This window comes from Streptomyces sp. NPDC087859 (assembly GCF_044742595.1).
Lineage (GTDB): Bacteria > Actinomycetota > Actinomycetes > Streptomycetales > Streptomycetaceae > Streptomyces > Streptomyces canus_F.
Window position 1 is genome coordinate 349604 of record NZ_JBIUUU010000005.1, and the last position, 17564, is coordinate 367167.

The following is a 17564-nucleotide window of genomic DNA, read 5'->3' on the forward strand; positions in this document are numbered from 1 at the left end:
TGACCGTACTTCACTCATGGACGGGGAGGGCCGCGGGGCCGCGGGTCGCGATCACGAGGACCGGGGCACGGAGCTGGTCAGCCGGAGATCGGCCGCCGAACGCCCCACCCGGAGCCGGTGCGGCCCGGATCGCGCGGCCCAGCCGGCCGGGGTCCAGACGGTGAGGACCTCCGCGGGCACGGTGATCGTGGCGGTCACCGACTCACTCGCGTCGGCTTCGACTGCGGCGAAGCCGACGAGACGCCGCGGCTCGTCGCTGCCGACCGGTTCCAGGTACGCCTGGACGACCTCTCGGCCCGAGCGCTCCCCGGTGTTGCGGATCGTGACCCGGATCGTGAGTCCGCGTCCCATGTCGCCGGTGACGACGAAGTCCTGGTAGTCCCAGGTCGTGTACGACAGTCCGTGGCCGAAGGGGAAGAGAGGAGCGGTGCCGGAAGCGATGTAGGCGCGGTGGCCGATCAGGTCGCCCTCCGCGTAGTCCAGCGTTCCGTCGGCCGGTTGGGTGGACAGGACCGGGACGTCGGTCTCGGTGGTGGGGAAGGTGGTGGGCAGACGGCCGCCCGGCTCGGTCCCGGTGAGGATGTCGGCGATGGCGTCCCCGCCTTCCTGTCCGGGGAACCACGACCAGAGCAGGGCGGCCGGCCGGTCCGCCCAGGGGAGGAGGAAGGGGGAGCCGGCGTTGACGACGACGGCCGTACGCGAGTTGGCGGTGCAGACCCGTTCGACGAGTTCGTCCTGCCGTCCGCGCAGGGCGAGGGTGGTGCGGTCGACGCTCTCGGCCTCGGTGTGGGCGTCGCTGCCGACCATCAGGATGACGGCGTCGGCCTCCGAGGCCGCGGCGACCGCCGTCTCCAGTTCCTCGTCGTCGGTGCCGTGCGGGGTGTCGTACCCGAGGCCCAACAGGGTGATGGGGTAGGGCAGATGACGCTGCGGCCGGAAGCTCACCAGGATCTCGGTCTCGCCCCGGTCGGCGGGAAAGGCGAAGGTGTGCGAGGGAGGGTAGAGCGCCAGTGAGGCGATGTCGTCGTTGTCCTGGAGCTGTTCGTGGGTCTGCGGTTCGTTGCCGGGGACGCGGAGGGTGAAGTGACCGGGGCCGAGGACCGACAGCCGGTGGATGCCGGATTCCCGGAGCGTGAGACGGGTCCGTACGACCAGTTCCGCCACCTCGTCGGCGAGGAGGATCGGGAACCATGTGGTCGCGGGATCCCTGTGCTCCTCGGAGATCACGGTGCCGTCGGCCGCCCGGTATTCCAGCCGCACACCCGGTTCGCCGGTCACCGGGTCGGTGGCCGTGTTCCCGTCCAGCGGAAGGAGCGTGGCGTGCGGGAAGACGCCCTGGTGGACGGTGATCTCGACGTCGTCGCCGAGTGCCCGGCGCAGTCCTTCGAGCGGGGTGACGACGTGCTCGGGGGTGACGTGGGCGCTGCCGCCGCCCTGCGCGGTGAAGCGGACTGCGTTGGGGCCGATCAGGGCCACCTTGCGCAGGGTGTCGGTACGCAGGGGCAGCAGGCCGTCGTTGCGCAGGAGTACGGAACCGCGGACCGCCAGATCCCTGATGCGGGCTCGCACGTCCTCCGGCACCGGAGTGCTGTCCGCGTCGTCCGTGCTGACAGTGCCGACCGTGCCGACAGCGCTGTCCGTGCCGTGCGTGGCTTCCACGCTGTTCAGCGCCCCGACCCGGGCGGCCAGCCGCAGGATGCGGCGAACCTTGTCGTCGATCACACTTTCGGGAACCCGGCCCTCCTCGACGGCGGCCAGCAGGGTGTCGCCCCACGGCCCGTCGGGGCCCGGCATGACCAGGTCGAGACCGGCCAGGGCCGAGGCCTCGGTGGACTTGGTGGCCTGCCAGTCGGAGACGACGACGCCGTCGAATCCCCACTCCTCCTTCAGCAGGCCGTTCAGCAGCTCGCCGTTCTCGGTCATCGATGTGCCGTTGACCGAGTTGTAGGCGGCCATCACGACCCAGGCGCCGGCCTCCCGCACGGCGGCCTCGAAAGGCGGTAGATACGTCTCGCGCAGGGTCTTCTCGTCGATCCGGGCGTCGTACGTCATCCGCTCGGTCTCGGAGTCGTTGGCGACGAAGTGCTTGACGGTGGCGGCAACACCGGTCGACTGCACGCCCTTGACGAAGCCGACCGTGGTGCGGGCGGTGAGGTGCGGGTCTTCGGAGTAGCACTCGAAGTGCCGTCCGCCCAGGGGGGATCGGTGCAGGTTGACGGTGGGTGCGAGCAGGACGTGGATGCCCATTTCCCGGGCCTTGAGTCCCATGAGGCGGCCGGCCTCGTACGCGGTGTCCTCGTCCCAGGCCGCGGAGAGGGAGCTGGGGCTGGGGAAGAGGAGCGCCGGGGGCGCCTCGTCACCGAAGGTGGTGCCGCGCGGGCCCACGGGCCCGTCGGACAGGGCGAGGGAAGCGAGGCCGGCGGCGGCGACCGGTGTCAGGGTCCAGGCGTCGCCGCCGGTGAGCAGGGTCACCTTCTCCTTCAGAGACATGGCGTCGAGGCGCCGGGTGAGGTCCGCTTCGTCCACCGTCTGTCGACGGGTCATGGGCCGTTCCTGCCTTTCGTACAAGGAGTGGGATCCGGGATCCGGGGCTGCCGCGGCGGGGCGGTGGTCGGGCGGCAACCCCGGAGTTGGGGGTTGATCAGGAGACGGCTATGGCGGCAGGCTCCGTTTCGATGTCCTGGGCCCGCCTGAGCCGGGGGATCAGTGCGGCGGCGAGCAGCCCGAGCAGGGCGAGGCCGGCGCCCAACAGCATCGCGTTCTTGAAGGCGCCGTCGTGGTAGAAGCGGGTGCCCTGGAGCACCGTGCTGTCCTTGGCGAGGATGACGTAGACGAGCTGGGTGATGACGGTCGTGAGTACGCCCTGGACCATGCCCTGCAGCCCGTTGGCGGTGGCTTGCTCGTCGGGTGTCACCGCTTCGATGATCAGGACCGGGACCGAGGACACGATCATGCCCAGGGCGATGGCGGAGACGGTGCCCAGCAGCATGAGCTGGGTGTCGGTGTAGTGCCATTGCCGCTGAAGCAGGAAGCCGACGGCGGCGAGTGCCGCGCCGAGGGCCAGTGGCAGCCGGGCGTCGACCTTGCGCAGGGCGACGCCGGTGCCGAAGCCGACGGCCAGGATGAGGACGCTGGCGGGGATGCCGATGATCGCGTAGTGCGTGGCGGTCATGCCGAGGCCGTCGGAGACACCGGGGATCTTCGGGAAGAGCACCAGCAGCTGGCCGATCACGCCGGTGCCGAAGACGGTCGCCGAGATCAGCGCCGTGGCCAGTACGACGGTCCAGACGGAGCGGCGGGACATCATGGTCAGGTCGAAGAGCGGATGGGCGGCCTTGACGTCGCTCACCACGTAGAGCAGGACGGCCGCGATACCGCCGAGCACGAAGGCCAGGGTGCCGGCGTCGGTCCAGCCCCACTCCCCGCCCTTGCCGATGCCGTAGGTGATGGCGGCGGCGCCTCCGCCGAGGAGCGATCCGCCGAGCCAGTTCACCTTCGTGCGCGGCGCCCGGTGCGGGGTCTCCGGCACCACGGTGAGCAGGAGCAGCAGACCGATCGCCGTGGCGGTGGCCAGCGACCACATCACGCCCCGGAAGCCGAAGCTGTCGATCACCCAGCCGGTGAGGAAGGGACCGCCGAGGGCCACGAAGGCGATGCCGCTGCCGATCAGGCCGCTGGCCGCGCCGACGTGCTTGGGCGGGAAGAGCTCCCGGACGGATGCGTAGGCGAGGGCCGCGATGGGGCCGTAGAAGCCCGCGATGCCCCGGCCGACCAGCAGCATCCCGTAGTTGGTGGCCAGCGCGGCGACGATGTCACCGACGAGACCGAGCAGGGTGATGACGATCATGACGTTGCGCTTGCCGTAGAAGTCGGCGGCCTTCACGACGAACGGCGTGATCAGGGTGGCGACCAGCGCGTTGACGAGGATGAACCAGCCGATCTCCGTCGTACGGAAGTGCAGTGCGACGGAGGCCTGCGCGTTGCCGCCGAGCAGGCCGGCCAGCGACAGCAGCTGGGTGGGCCACATCAGGGCGAGAGCGATGAGGGCGAAACGCGCTCCCATGCCGGCTCTGGGGGCTTTCGCCGCCGGGGCGGGTGCGGTCGCGGGCGGCGGTGAGGGCGTGGTGGAAGAAGACACGGCGGTGTGGCCTCTCTTCGGAGAGAAGGAGTGAGCGGTGGTTCTGCGGAGGGTGACCTCGTCGGGGCGGTGGGGGAGGTTCGTACGGGACGAACAGCGCATCCGAGGGGGAGACGGGCAACATCGCAGCTGTGCCCTGAAGTTGGAACCTTTCAATTCCGTGGAGGCCATGGCCGGAGCCTGGCTCCCGTATGTCGACCCGTCTCGTTGCGGCTGTTGTGCCGTTCCGCGAGAGCGGGCCGAAGAGTGGGGAGCATGACTCCCGCAGACCCCTGAACCGGTTTGATCCAGAGCGAACGGGAAGTTCACACGGCAGAAACCTAGCTACGTTCGGGATTCGTGGCTAGAGTTTCAGCCACAACTTTTTTTGAGCCGCCAACTGGATCTCCGGTACCCCTCTCCGTGTGCACGCCTTGTCGCACTCGGAGTTTGAATCGATTCACTCCAGGGTGGCTCATGATGTACACGGGCACGTCGCTGTGCCTGGCGCGAGAGTGAGGACCTCAGGTGAGTCAGGAAACCCTTGCCCGGACGGGTGTCGTGACCGACGTCCGCTTCGAGCACGTGCGCGCTGCGCTCGGCCTCGGCACCGGCCGCCCTCGGCTGTCGTGGATCACGCTCACGCAGGCCCGGGACTGGACCCAGGCGGCGTACGAGGTGGAGCTGACCGTCCCGGACAGCGGCGCTCCGACCGTGCGGGCACGGGTCGAGTCGGCCGATTCCGTCCTCGTGGCGTGGCCGTTCGAGCCGCTCCCGGCACGCGGCAGGGCCGTCGTCCGCGTCCGTGTCACCGGCTCCGACGGCGAGGTATCGCCGTGGAGCGAACCGGCAACGGCCGAGGCCGGCCTGCTCGCCCCGGACGACTGGTCGGCCCACTTCGTCACCCCGGACTGGGACGAGGACCCGCAGACCGACCAGCCCTGCCCGTTCCTGCGCCGCGAGTTCGACCTGCGCGGCCCGGTACGCTCGGCCCGCCTGTACGCCACCGCGTTCGGCGTGTACGAGGCGGAGATCAACGGCACCCGCGTCGGCGACGACGTGCTCGCCCCGGGCTGGACGGCGTACGACAAGCGCCTGCGCCACCAGACCTACGACGTCACCGGTCTGCTGCGCCCCGGCCGAAACGCCCTCGGCGCGATCCTCGGCGACGGCTGGTTCCGCGGTCGCATCGGGTTCGACGGCAAGACGCGTGCCGTCTACGGAGACCGGCTCGCCCTGCTCGCCCAGCTGGAGGTGGAGTACGCGGACGGCACCACCGAGCGCGTCACGACCGACGGTTCGTGGCGGGCCGCCACCGGCCCGATTGTCTTCTCCAGCCTCTACGACGGCGAGGCCTACGACGCCCGGCTAGAACGCTCCGGCTGGTCGGAGGCCGGCCACGACGAATCCGGCTGGCGCGGGGTGCGTGTCGTCGAACGCGACCTCTCCACCCTCGTGGCGCCCGACGGCCCGCCGGTGCGCCGCATCGAGGAGATCGCCCCGGTCTCCGTAACCACCACTCCGTCCGGCCGGACGCTTCTGGACTTCGGCCAGAACCTCGTGGGCCGGCTCCGCCTGACCGTCTCCGGCCAGGCGGGCCGGGTCGTCGTCCTGCGGCACGCCGAGGTCCTGGAGGACGGTGAGCTGTGCACCAGGCCACTGCGCACGGCCGCCGCCACGGACACCTACACCCTGCGCGGGGAGGGCGCCGAGGTCTTCGAGCCCCGCTTCACCTTCCACGGCTTCCGCTACGCAGAGATCACGGGAGCGCCCGACGGCTTCGACCCGACGACCGTACGCGCCGTCGTCCTCCACTCCGACCTGGAGCGCACGGGCTCCTTCGAGTGCTCCGACGACCTCGTCAACCGCCTGCACGAGAACGTGGTGTGGGGCATGCGCGGCAACTTCCTCGACGTTCCCACCGACTGCCCGCAGCGCGACGAGCGCCTTGGCTGGACCGGCGACATCCAGGTCTTCTCGCCCACCGCCTCCTACCTCTACGACAGCGCCGGCTTCCTGGGCTCCTGGCTCGCCGATCTCGCCGTCGAACAGGGTGCCGACGGCGTGGTGCCGTTCGTGGTGCCCAAGGTGGGGGTGGCCGGCGCCGACACCCCGACCGCGGCCTGGGGCGACGCCGCCGTGGTCGTGCCATGGGTGCTCCACGAGCGCTACGGCGACACCGGCGTCCTGACCGACCAGTACGACTCGATGCGCGGTTGGGTGGAGCACGTCGCCTCGATCGCGGGCCCGAGCCGACTGTGGGACAGCGGCTTCCAGTTCGGGGACTGGCTCGACCCGACGGCCCCGGCCGGCCGGCCCGACGCCGCCGCGACCCCGGCCGAACTCGTCGCCACCGCCTACTTCGCCCGCTCCACCGAACTCCTCGCCCGCACCGCCGAGATCCTGGGCCGGGACGGGGACGCCGAGCGCTACCGCGCCCTGGCCGAGGAGATCCGCGTCGCGTTCCGGGCGGAGTACGTCACCGGCGCCGGCCGGATGATGGCCGACGCGCCGACCGGGTACGCCCTCGCCCTCTGCTTCGACCTGCTGGCCTCCGACGCCCAGCGCACCCATGCCGGGAACCGGCTCGCCCAGCTCGTCCGCGCGGGCGGCCACAAGATCGCCACCGGCTTCGTCGGCACCCCGCTGATCTGCGACGCACTGACCCGCACCGGCCACGCCGACACCGCGTACCGGCTACTCCTCCAGCAGGAGTGCCCGTCCTGGCTCTACCCGGTCACCATGGGCGCGACCACCGTCTGGGAGCGCTGGGACAGCTTGCTGCCCGACGGCACGGTCAACCCGAGTGGAATGACCTCCTTCAACCACTACGCTCTGGGATCCGTCGCCGACTGGCTGCACCGCACGGTGGCCGGGCTCGCCCCCGCCGAGCCCGGCTACCGCCGCCTGCGCGTGGCACCGCGACCGGGCGGCGGCCTCACCCACGCGCGGGCGAAGCTGCGTACGCCGTACGGATACGCGGAAGTGTCCTGGTCGTTGGCCGGCACAGAGCTGACCGTCGACGTGCTCGTGCCGCCGAACACGACCGCCGAGGTAGTCCTCCCGGACGGCGGCGGCGACTCCGTCGAGGTCGGATCGGGCCGGTACAGCTGGACGGTGCCGTACGCGTCCGCAGGCGCCGAATCGACCCCGCTGTCCGTGGACATGACCATCGACGCCCTGCTGGACCGCGAGGACGCCGCCCGCGCCTTCAAGGACCTGCTGATCGAGTACATCCCGGAGGCCGCCGCCTTCATCGACAGCGGGACGGGCGCTCCGGCCGGCACCACCGTGCGGGCGATCGCGGGGATGGTCCCCGACGGTGAGACCTTCCTCACCGACCTGCAAGCGAGGTTCGCAGAGATGGAGGACCACGTCTGACGGGCGCGTTCCCAGGGGCCTGGCGTCACATCCCGCCCGTGGAGGACGTTCAGGCCGGTCGACGAGACGGAGTGCGGCCAGGCGCCGTGTGCGCCGCTGTTGCGGTCCGCCTCGCCGGCAGTGACGTGTGAACGACAAAACCCTACTGACGGACGCACGCCCGTCCGGCCGATTGCACGGCGGGTCGGCCCTCTGGTCCCGTGCACCGCTGGGACCATGCGGCCATGGCATCCCGGGCAGGCAAGACCCAGACTTCGGCGAGGGCACGACTCGTCCTGTTGGCGCTCGCGTCCGGGCAGTTCCTGATGGCGCTCGACAGCTCCGTCATGAACGTCTCCATCGCCACGGTGGCCGAGGACGTGGGCACGACAGTGACGGGCATCCAGGGTGCGATCACCGCCTACACCCTCGTGATGGCGATGTTCATGATCCCGGGCGGCAAGGTCGGGGCGCTGATCGGCCGCAAACGCTCCTTCATGATCGGCTGCTGCATCTACGGGGCCGGATCCCTCACCACGGCGCTCGCACCGAACCTTGGCGTGCTGCTGTTGGGCTGGGCGTTCCTGGAGGGTATCGGTGCGTCGCTCATCCTGCCCGCGATCGTGGCCCTGGTCGCCGGCAACTTTGCTGTCGAACGCCGTCCCGCCGCCTACGGACTCGTCGTGGCGGCGGGAGCCGTGGCGATCGCGGTCGGGCCGCTCATCGGCGGCATCGCGACGACGTACTTCTCCTGGCGGTGGGTCTTCGCCGGGGAGGTCCTGGTGGTGCTCGGCATCCTCGTGCTCGCGCGCCGCATCGCGGACGCCCCGCCCGGTGAACGCCGGAGGATCGATTTCGTGGGCGCAGTTCTCTCCGCGCTCGGGCTCGGGATCTTCGTCTACGGCGTGCTCCGGTCCGACGAGTGGGGCTGGTTCCAGCCGAAGCCCGGCGCCCCCTCGTGGCTCGGGGTTTCTCTGACGACGTGGCTGATGATGGCGGGTCTGGCGCTGATCTGGCTCTTCCTCCGCTGGGAGGCCAAGGTCGTCGAGCGGGGCGGGGATCCCCTCATCGATCCCGGCATGCTGCACAACCGGCAGCTCACCGGCGGCCTGACGATGTTCTTCTTCCAGTACCTCGTACAGATGGGAGTGTTCTTCGTCGTCCCGCTCTACCTGTCCGTCGCCCTGGGCCTGTCGGCTCTGCAGACCGGCGCCCGCCTCCTGCCGCTCTCGGTGAGTTTGCTCGCGGCCGCGATCCTGATCCCGCGGCTTCTCCCGGACGTCTCGCCGCGGCGCGTGGTGCGGTTGGGGATCCTCGCGCTGCTCGCGGGGGCGGTGGTCCTGATGGCCGCGCTCGACCTGGACGCCGGTGCGGAGGTCGTCACCATCCCTCTCCTGCTGATCGGGCTCGGCATGGGCGCGCTGGCGTCCCAGCTCGGGTCGGTCACCGTGTCCGCGGTGCCGCAGGCACAGAGTGCGGAAGTCGGCGGCGTACAGAACGCCGTCACCAACCTCGGCGCCTCGATCGGTACGGCAGTCGCCGGATCGATCATGATCGCCGCGCTCACGTCCTCTTTCCTGACCAGCATCGGGGCGAATCCGGCGGTCCCCGACAGCGTGACGAGCCAGGCGACTGTCCAGCTCCAGAGCGGTGCACCGTTCCTGTCCGACACCCAGCTGGAGACCGCCCTCGATGAAGCCAACGTGAGCCCGCAGGTGTCCCAGGCGGCACTGGACGCGAACGCCGCCGCCAGGCTCGACGGCCTGAGCGCGGCGCTGGCCATCCTGGCCTTTGCCGCGCTGCTCGCCCTCTTCTTCACCCAGCGGATCCCGTCGGCCCAGCCGCGCTCGAAGGGGCAGTAGCCGCTGCTTGCGCATGCGGGAGCCGGTTGGGGCGTCCAGCATGGAGGCATGGCTGTCATCCCGCTGTCACGGATCCGTTCAGCGGCTGTCGCGGTCCTGCTGGCAGCGGCCCTGAGCGCCGTGCCGGGCGGGCCCGCCCACGCCTTCACTGGTGGCAACCACGAGGACATCACTCGGGCCGCACTGCCCTGGGAGCCCGTCACGCTGACCGCGATGGCCGACGCCCGCGACGGGGCGGTCAATGCCAACGACCGCCGCCCCTACTTCGACGTCGGTCCTCTGCACTGCGACAACGCCGACTACCTCGCCCCCCGCTATGCCCCCGGGTACCCGCGCACCCGGGATGAGGCCACCACCGAGCTCCTTGCGTGCATCCGTACCTCGGTCGCCCGGTTCCGCGGCGCCGTTCTGGCCGCCGATGGCCTCGTCGGCGCCGACGGCACGGTGCGTGCCGACCAGAGCGACTTTTCCTCGCCCTGCTCGTGGGACGGGAAGGCCGGGCGAGCCAAATGCGCCGTCCTCGAACAGCTGGGCCGCGGCTGGCACCAGATCGAGGACTTCTACTCGCACTCCAACTGGAGCGACCGGCCGGCCCCCGGCCCGATCGGCCTCGACAACCCGCCCGGCCTGGGGCGTACGGGCCTCGCGCCGTTCCTCGACATCCGCCGCTACAGCGCCATGGACGACGCCGACTGGACCCGGGACGCGCGGGCTCGTATCCCCTCGGATCTCGCCACCGGCTGCTACCCCGACGTCGATTCCACCGGCGTCAAACCGGCCGACTGCGAGGGTCGTGTCTCCCACAACCGTGCCCTGAACAAGGACACCCCCGCCTCCGCCCGCTCGAAGACCGGCGACAACTTCCGCCGCGCGACGGCCGGGGCCACCGCCGAGGTCACCCGCCAGTGGAACGACTTCAAGGCCGAGCTGCTCGCGGAGTACCCCGATCACGGGCGCGGCGCACAGATGATCTGCGCGCTCGTCCACGACGACCCGGCCACCGCCTGCCGCTCCTGACCTGTGCGGAGCTCAGGCGGTGAGCTCGTAGCGGAGGAGATCGCCCGTCCCGCCGACCTCAAGAACAAGGGCCGGAGTGAGGAGCGCGGCAGCGGGAACCGTCGAACGGGTAGAAGGCCTTCCGAGCCGGCTGATCGGGCCGGGCCGGCGGGATCGGCCCGGACTTCTCTTCTGCCGTCGTAAGTGATCTTTAACCGGCTGTTTACGTTGTGCTGGTTTCTGTACAGGGGATCGCGTCGTTGGGCGATGCATGTTGATCAATAACGGCGCGTACCCCCAGTGCAGTCCGCATCCTGCTCCCCGTTTCGATGAGTTGACCGGGATCCTCTTCCGGGACGGCGACGCGGGGCCCGACCTCCATGCCTTCTGGCGCAAGGCGGTCTCGACCGACCTGTTCCGTCACCGCACCGACCTGTCTGTCGAGCAGCGGTGGCAGCAGTCCTACGACCGGCTGCGGGCTCTGAACGAAGAGGTCCTGTGTGTGCAGGACCTGGTCCGGGACCCGCGGGCGCTGGCCGTGCTGCACGAGTGGACGTCGGTGGTGGACGGGGCCACGGCCACCGTGGCCGGCATCCACTACAACCTCTTTCTCGGCAGCCTCCTCGATGACGAGGTGTCGCCCGCGCGTGACCTGGCCGAGTTCACCGCCCTGGCGGCCACCGGCACCTTCCTGTGCACCGAGCAGGCTCACGGCAACGACGCCGCGGCACTGGAGACCGTCGCACGCTACGACCGGGAGCGGGACGAGTTCGTGCTGCACACCCCGCACGAGGGCGCCCGGAAGTACATGCCCAACACCAGCCCCGCGGGCGGGCCGAAGACTGCGGTGGTCGCGGCCCGGCTCCTTGTCGGCGACCGGGACGAGGGCGTCTTTTTGTTCCTCACCCCGCTCAGCGACCGGCGCGGCACCTTGGCGGGCATCACCGTGACGACGCTGCCGGAGCGGATCGGCAGCCCGGTGGACCACTGCGTCACCAGCTTCGACCACGTACGTCTGCCACGCACGGCCCTGATCCAGGGCGAGCACGGACGGCTGGCCGCGGACGGCACGTTCACCAGCGCCGTGGGCAGCCCGCGCAAACGGTTCCTGCACGCGATCCGCCGGGTGACGGTCGGCAAGCTGTGCATGAGCGCGAGCACCCTGGGAGGCAGCCGCGCAGCGCTTGCGATCGCGGTCCGCTACGCCGGCCTGCGGCATATCTCGGGGCCGGTGGCCGGGCAGCGCGTCCCGCTGGCCGCGCACCGCAGCCACCACGCCCGGCTGCTCTCCTGCACGGCCACCGCGTACGCCATGACCTTCCTGCACCGGGTGGTCACCGAACGCTTCATCAGCCACACCGCCACGGATGCGGCCACCACGGAACGGCTGGTGGCGATGGCCAAAGGCTGGATCACCTGGCAGGCCCGCGACATCACCATCGAGAGCCGCGAACGCTGCGGTGCCCGCGCACTGTTCCCGGTGAACGGCCTCGCCGAGTTCACCGCCAATGCCGACGGAGCCATCACCGCCGAGGGCGACAACCTGGCCGTCTGGTGCAAAGCCGGAGCCGAGATGATCTTCGGCCAGGAGGCCGCCGCGGAGCCGGAGGCAGCGGCGACCGGCCAAGAGCGGCTGACCGACTTCGTCTTCCTGCGCCGCGCCCTCGCTGTGGCCGAGCGCCACTGGCACCTGGCCGCACGCAGGGACGTGCGCGCCGGCGGGCGCGACCCACTCGGTCGCTGGAACCACGCCAGTGCCGCGGCCCTTGCCCTGGTCGAGGCCTACACGGTCGGTCAGGCCGCCGACGCCTTCGCCGCGGCTTGCGCCGAGGTCACCGACCCGGCCACCCGCGCGGTCCTGGACGATCTGCGCGCGCTGTTCCTGCTGGACCGGCTGGCCCCGCTCGGCGGACTCCTGCTGGCCGAAGGAGCTCTCACCGCCGAACAGGTCCACGCGCTTCCCGACACCCTGCGCGACCTGACGGCAAGGCTCGCGCCGCACCTGGCCGCCCTGACAGAGGCGTTCGACGTTCCGGAGGAGCACCTGGCATCACTTCCGATGCTGGCGCCAGAGGCCTCGTCCACCCGCGACTCGTCGTCAGCCCTCACCCCGTGATCTCTTCAATAGAGATCCACGCCCATCGCCAATACCAGCGGTGCGCAGCTTCTGAACTCGTCGTTTAGTCACAGGTGTTCGGCGGGGGCGAAGCAAGGGTGACTTGGGCGGTCCAGGACCCGGGTTCCCGGGGCGGATCCCAGGTCACGGTGACGCGTTCTTGGTGGAAGTCGTGTGCGAGTCCTGCCACCATGGCCTCCGCGGCGGCCCGTGCCGCGGCTGGTCCGGCGTCGAGGGGAACCTCGGCGAGGCGCCCGCAGAGCATCTCGCCTTCCTCGGTGAGGACACTGTGGCGCCAGCCTTCCGGCGTCGCGAGCAGGACGATGCCCTTGGGCATGCCGGAGGGAAGTCGCCTCTTCTTCTGCCGCTTGCGTCCCACCATGAAGCCATCCAACCTCGTCGCCTTCCTGACGGTTCACGCGGGCGGAACTTCAGGTGCCGCGGCGGGGCTTGGTGGCGGCTATGCGGTGGACGGGACGCCTCCGGTGCACCAGCCGATGAGCCTGACGAATTCGACGGCCGCGCAGGCGCGCCCGCACCGTGGTGGTGCAGGCGCTGCTGGGGGGCGCTCGAACGCGAGCCGGCCTGCCTCCCACACGCTGAGCTCGCAGTTGAGCGCCGTATCGTCCGGCAGCCGGCAGAGTGCCTCCCCGGTCTCCGGGAACGCCCCACTCAAGTCGCTGCTGTGACGACTTCGCACGGCGACATGGCCGTCGGCCCAGCGGCCGGCCAGGGGACGGTGGCTGTCCCACTTCAACAGCGCTGCCCGGCACACTTTGCTCGGAAGGGCGGTACGTGAGCCCGTGGGAACGACAGATCCGATGAAGGCGCTGGCAGCACTGGGCTACCGGGTCAGGTTCCGGGGAGGATACGGCGCGTTTCATAGGCCCACATCGCGATCTCGACGCGGTTGCGGGCGCCGAGTTTGGCCATCAGGCTGGCCAGGTGTGTCTTCACTGTGCTGAGGCTGATGTGCAGTGCATCGGCGATCTCGGTGTTGGTCAGCCCGCGGGCGACGGCGAGGAGTACCTGCTCCTCGCGGGCGGTGACGGGGGCGACCGGCTGGGCCGCGGGCCGGCCGGCGGGCAGGTCCGCGAATGTCTGGAGCAGACGGACGGTGACGCTGGGTGCGATGAGCGCCTCCCCGTCGGACGCCGACCGTACGGCCTGCGCCAGGAGGTCTGGTCCCGTGTCTTTGAGGAGGAATCCGCGGGCGCCGGCGCGCAGTGAGCCGTAGACGTACTCGTCGAGGTCGAACGTGGTGATGACGACCACGGCCAGTGGGTCGGCGACGCCCGGGCCGGCGACCAGCCGGGTGGCCTCGAGTCCGTCGAGTACGGGCATGCGGATGTCGAACAGGCAGACGTCGGGGCGTAGTTCGCGGGCCAGACGTACCGCTTCGCGCCCGTCGGCGGCCTCGCCGACCACCTCGATGCCGGGTTGGGCGTTCAGTATGATCCGCAACCCGGTGCGGATGATGGTCTGGTCGTCAGCGACGAGGACGCGAATGGACACCGCTCTCGCTCCTCGCTCTCGGCAGTTCGGCTTCGACATGCCAGCCCCGGTCGGTACCCGGGCCGGCTCGTAGTGTGCCGCCGAGCAGGGTCGCGCGCTCGCGCAGTCCGGTAAGTCCGTATCCGTCGCGACCCCGGCCGGTGCGCCGGCCGTTGTCGTGCACGCTCACCCGTACGGTGTGCCGTTGCGCGGCGATCCGAACGACGAGCTCGGTCGCGTCGACCGCGTGGCGCAGCGCGTTGGTCACCGACTCCTGCACGATGCGGTAGACGGCCGCGTCCACGGCCGGGGGCAGCGCGTCCAGTTCGTCGTCGATCCCCAGGTCGACTCGGAGGCGAGCACTCGGGGTGCGCACCAGGCGCTCCAGATCCGCGACTCCGGCAGGGGGCGCCAGCTCGGCGCCGACCCCGCGGTCGCGTAGCGCGGCGACCATGGCGCGCATTTCCTCCAGCGTGCGTGCCCCTTCCTCCTCGACCCCTTCCAGCGCCTGGACGGCGGCGGACGGGTCGGGGCCCGCGAGCACCCGGCCCGCCTGGGCGATGATCACCATGGCCGACACGTGGTGGGCCACCGTGTCGTGCAGTTCCCGGGCGAGCTGCTCGCGCTCGCGGGAGCGCACCTGCTCCAACTGCCGGTCGCGAGCGGTCACCCGGAACCGCACCGCAGCCCCGACCACGCCGGGCAGCAGCAGGAAGACGAGGCCCACGACGTTTTCGAGGACCGGGGTCTCGTCCGTGACGGAACACAGCGCGCCGGCCGCGAGGATCACCGTGCCGCCCAGCACGATCTCGCGTCCCGATCCCCACCGGGGCAGCGCGTACACCAGCACGAGCACGACCACGCCGGTGTACAGGCCGACGGGCTCGCGCGGTACGGCGACGAGCGAGGCCACCTGAAGCAGGACCACCGAGCCGAATGCCAGCGTCACCATCGCCAGCGGGCGGGTCCGGCGCCACAGGAGCAGCAGGCACAGCCATACGGCGAACACCACCGCCACCGGCCGCCACACGACGTTCTCGCGCAGGGCGGCCTCCAGGGCCACACCGGCAAGGCCCGCGGCGAGCAGCGCCCAGTCCCGCCGCACCCGGGCGGGCGCGGCGGGCGGCCGGGGTTCGGTCCACAGGGTTCGCAGGTCGTCTCGGAGCACGGTTCTCAGCCTAGGGATCGCGGCGTGCCGCGCATCAGCCGAAAGGACGGGTTGTCACTCCGCCTTGGGGCCGACGGATCCGCGGCCCGCGGGCCGATGCCGCGGAACGCCGTGGCGACGAGCCTCGGCATCGGCGGCCGTACAAGGACGGCCGACACGGTGGTTGGAGGACCCGATGCTCTCGAAAGCCCTGTTGCGCCTGGGCGCAGGCGCCGCCCGCCATCCCTGGCGGGTGATCGCGGCATGGCTGGTCGCCGCCACGCTCGCCGTCCTCGCCGCCGTCGCCTTCGGCGGGCGGACCGCGGACTCGATGACCGCTCCGGGACTGGACTCCCAACGGGCCGCGGAACTGATCGAGCGGGCCGGCACCGGCCAGGAGGGGATGACCGCCCAAGTGGTCGTCACCCCCCTCGACGACGGTGCGACGTTCTTCGACGACGACGGCGCGCGCACCGCTCTCACGCGGCTGCAGACCGAGGTGAAGGGGCTGCCGCACGTGCTCGGCACGAGCGACCCGGCGGGGGCACTCGACGCACGCGGGGACACCACCGTGCGCGGCGGCCTTGTCTCGGCCGACGGGCGGATCGCGGTCGTCCGGGTGCAGTATCCCGACCAGAGCCGGCTGTCGGCCGAAGACCTCGACGCCCTCGTCGATCTCGGCGACCGGCTGCGCGCCGAACTGCCGCTGCGCATCGAGATGGGCGGGAGCCTCTTCTTCGCCTTCTCCGAACCCGGCGGCGGCGTCAGCGAGTTGATCGGTCTCCTCGCCGCGGCCGCGATCCTGTTCCTGGCGTTCGGTTCGCTCGTCGCCGCCGCGCTGCCGATCGGCATGGCGGTCTTCGGACTGACCGTCGGGGTCGCCACGATGACGGTATTGGCGGGGGTGACAGAGGTCCCCACCTTCGCACCGGTCCTGGGCAGCATGGTCGGGCTCGGAGTGGGCATCGACTACGCGCTGTTCGTGCTCGCCAGGCACCGGGAGTACCTCGCGTGCGGGCTCGATCCGCAGGCGGCGGCCGGACGAGCGGTGGCAACGGCGGGGCGGCCGGTGGTCTTCGCGGGCGGAACCGTCGTTGTGTCGATCCTCGGCCTGGCGGTCGCGAACGTGCCGTTCATGACGGTGGGCGGGGTTGCCGTCTCGGTCGTCGTCCTGACGATGGTGCTCGCGTCGGTGACGCTGCTGCCGGCCTTCCTCGGCGCGGCGGGCCCGCGCCTGGCCCGGGCCGGCCGGATCGGCCGGGCTTTGCAGACCAGGAAGCTGGGCCGACTCGCACGGCGCCGGGACGAGGCGGCAGGCGCCGGCCGCGCAGCCGGGTGGCGTCGCTGGATCGGGCACGTCAGTCGGCACCCGGTGCCGTACGCGGTCGGCGCGGCGGGGCTGCTGCTGACGGCGACGCTGCCCGTGCTCGGCCTGCGCGTCGGCCTGCCCGACGACGGCTCACTGCCCGACAGCCGTACCGAGCGCCGGGCCTACGACCTCGTCGCCGAGGGGTTCGGCCCGGGCACCAACGGTCCCCTCGTCATCGCCGCGGACCCCGCCGGTGATCCGGGAGTGGTGGACCGTCTCGTCGCAACGGTCGCGGCGGATCCGGGCGTCGCATCCGTCGCGCCGACGCACATCGATCGGGCCACCGGCATCGCGACCCTCGTGGTGTTCCCGACCACCAGCCCTCAGGACAAGGCCACGGCCGACACCATCGCCCGGCTGCGCACCGACGTGCTGCCCGCGGCGATCGGGCACGGCCCGGCCAGGGCCCACGTCGGCGGCGCCGCCGCGAGCCTGTCCGATGTGGGACAGCGCACCAGCCAACGGCTGCCGGCGTTCGTTGCCGCCGTGCTGGCGATGTCGTTCCTGCTGCTGATGCTGGTCTTCCGCTCGATCCTCGTACCGCTCAAGGCGGTACTGCTGAATCTGCTGAGCATCGGCGCGTCCTACGGCATCATGGTGGCGGTCTTCCAGTGGGGCTGGGGAGGCGCACTCATCGGGCTGGAAGCGACGGTTCCGATCGTGTCGTTCATCCCGATGTTCCTCTTCGCCATCCTGTTCGGCCTGTCGATGGACTACGAGGTGTTCCTCCTCTCCCGCGTACGTGAGGAGTACCTGCGCACCGGCGACAACGGCACGGCGATCGTCGAGGGCATCTCGCGCACCGCCCGGATCATCACCTCGGCCGCCCTCATCATGGTGGCGGTCTTCCTGTCCTTCGCCGTCGCCGAGGACCCCTCCACCAAAATGTTCGGGCTCGGCCTGGCCACCGCGATCTTCATCGACGCCACGGTCGTACGCATGGTGCTGGTACCGGCGACCATGACACTCCTCGGCCGGACCAACTGGTGGCTGCCGAAGTGGCTGGACCGGATGCTTCCCCGCGGCCCGGTCGGCACCGACGACACCGACGCGGAATCCATGGGTGAGGCCCCGCGTCCACGGCTGGTTGACCGTTGACTCGA

At 70.9% G+C, this 17564-nt stretch carries 10 protein-coding genes; 5 read left to right on the forward strand and 5 right to left on the reverse strand.

Translation table 11 applies throughout. The features are described 5' to 3' along the window. Nucleotides 1-51: 51 nt before the first annotated feature. Nucleotides 52-2544, reverse strand: a complete 2493-nt coding sequence (locus ACIOHP_RS14250) for a beta-glucosidase (protein ID WP_401887085.1) — start codon at nucleotides 2542-2544, stop codon at nucleotides 52-54. Nucleotides 2545-2641: 97 nt separating this feature from the next. After that, complete coding sequence (locus tag ACIOHP_RS14255) at nucleotides 2642-4063, reverse strand: MFS transporter (RefSeq protein WP_401887087.1); 1422 nt, start codon at nucleotides 4061-4063, stop codon at nucleotides 2642-2644. Nucleotides 4064-4645: 582 nt separating this feature from the next. Here ACIOHP_RS14255 and ACIOHP_RS14260 point away from each other — a divergent pair. The 4 genes from ACIOHP_RS14260 to ACIOHP_RS14275 all read left to right on the forward strand — a co-directional run bounded on the left by ACIOHP_RS14260 (nucleotide 4646) and on the right by ACIOHP_RS14275 (nucleotide 12451). After that, nucleotides 4646-7498 (forward strand): glycoside hydrolase family 78 protein, encoded by a 2853-nt coding sequence (locus ACIOHP_RS14260; RefSeq protein ID WP_401887090.1) that lies wholly within the window; start codon nucleotides 4646-4648, stop codon nucleotides 7496-7498. Nucleotides 7499-7722: 224 nt separating this feature from the next. Continuing rightward, nucleotides 7723-9339, forward strand: a complete 1617-nt coding sequence (locus ACIOHP_RS14265; protein WP_401887092.1) for an MFS transporter — start codon at nucleotides 7723-7725, stop codon at nucleotides 9337-9339. Between the two features lie 48 nt (nucleotides 9340-9387). After that, the gene (locus tag ACIOHP_RS14270; protein ID WP_401887095.1) at nucleotides 9388-10356 is read left to right on the forward strand and encodes a hypothetical protein; all 969 of its coding nucleotides are present in this window, start codon (nucleotides 9388-9390) and stop codon (nucleotides 10354-10356) included. Between the two features lie 313 nt (nucleotides 10357-10669). Beyond that, nucleotides 10670-12451: an acyl-CoA dehydrogenase gene (locus ACIOHP_RS14275; RefSeq protein WP_401887097.1), complete on the forward strand. Its 1782-nt coding sequence runs from the start codon at nucleotides 10670-10672 to the stop codon at nucleotides 12449-12451. A gap of 64 nt (nucleotides 12452-12515) precedes the next feature. Here the strand turns inward: ACIOHP_RS14275 and ACIOHP_RS14280 are convergent, their stop codons facing one another. From ACIOHP_RS14280 to ACIOHP_RS14290, 3 genes are all read right to left on the reverse strand, one after another. After that, entirely contained in the window at nucleotides 12516-12833 is a 318-nt protein-coding gene (locus tag ACIOHP_RS14280; RefSeq protein ID WP_401887100.1) for a hypothetical protein, read from the reverse strand. A 470-nt stretch (nucleotides 12834-13303) separates the two neighbouring features. Further along, on the reverse strand, nucleotides 13304-13966 hold the full coding sequence (locus ACIOHP_RS14285; protein ID WP_401887103.1) for a response regulator: 663 nt from the start codon (nucleotides 13964-13966) through the stop codon (nucleotides 13304-13306). Beyond that, complete coding sequence (locus tag ACIOHP_RS14290; RefSeq protein WP_401887105.1) at nucleotides 13941-15113, reverse strand: sensor histidine kinase; 1173 nt, start codon at nucleotides 15111-15113, stop codon at nucleotides 13941-13943. Before ACIOHP_RS14290 ends, ACIOHP_RS14285 begins: the two co-directional genes overlap by 26 nt. A gap of 175 nt (nucleotides 15114-15288) precedes the next feature. Here ACIOHP_RS14290 and ACIOHP_RS14295 point away from each other — a divergent pair, with 175 nt between their 5' ends. Further along, entirely contained in the window at nucleotides 15289-17559 is a 2271-nt protein-coding gene (locus tag ACIOHP_RS14295) for an MMPL family transporter (protein ID WP_401887108.1), read from the forward strand. Nucleotides 17560-17564: the final 5 nt, after the last annotated feature.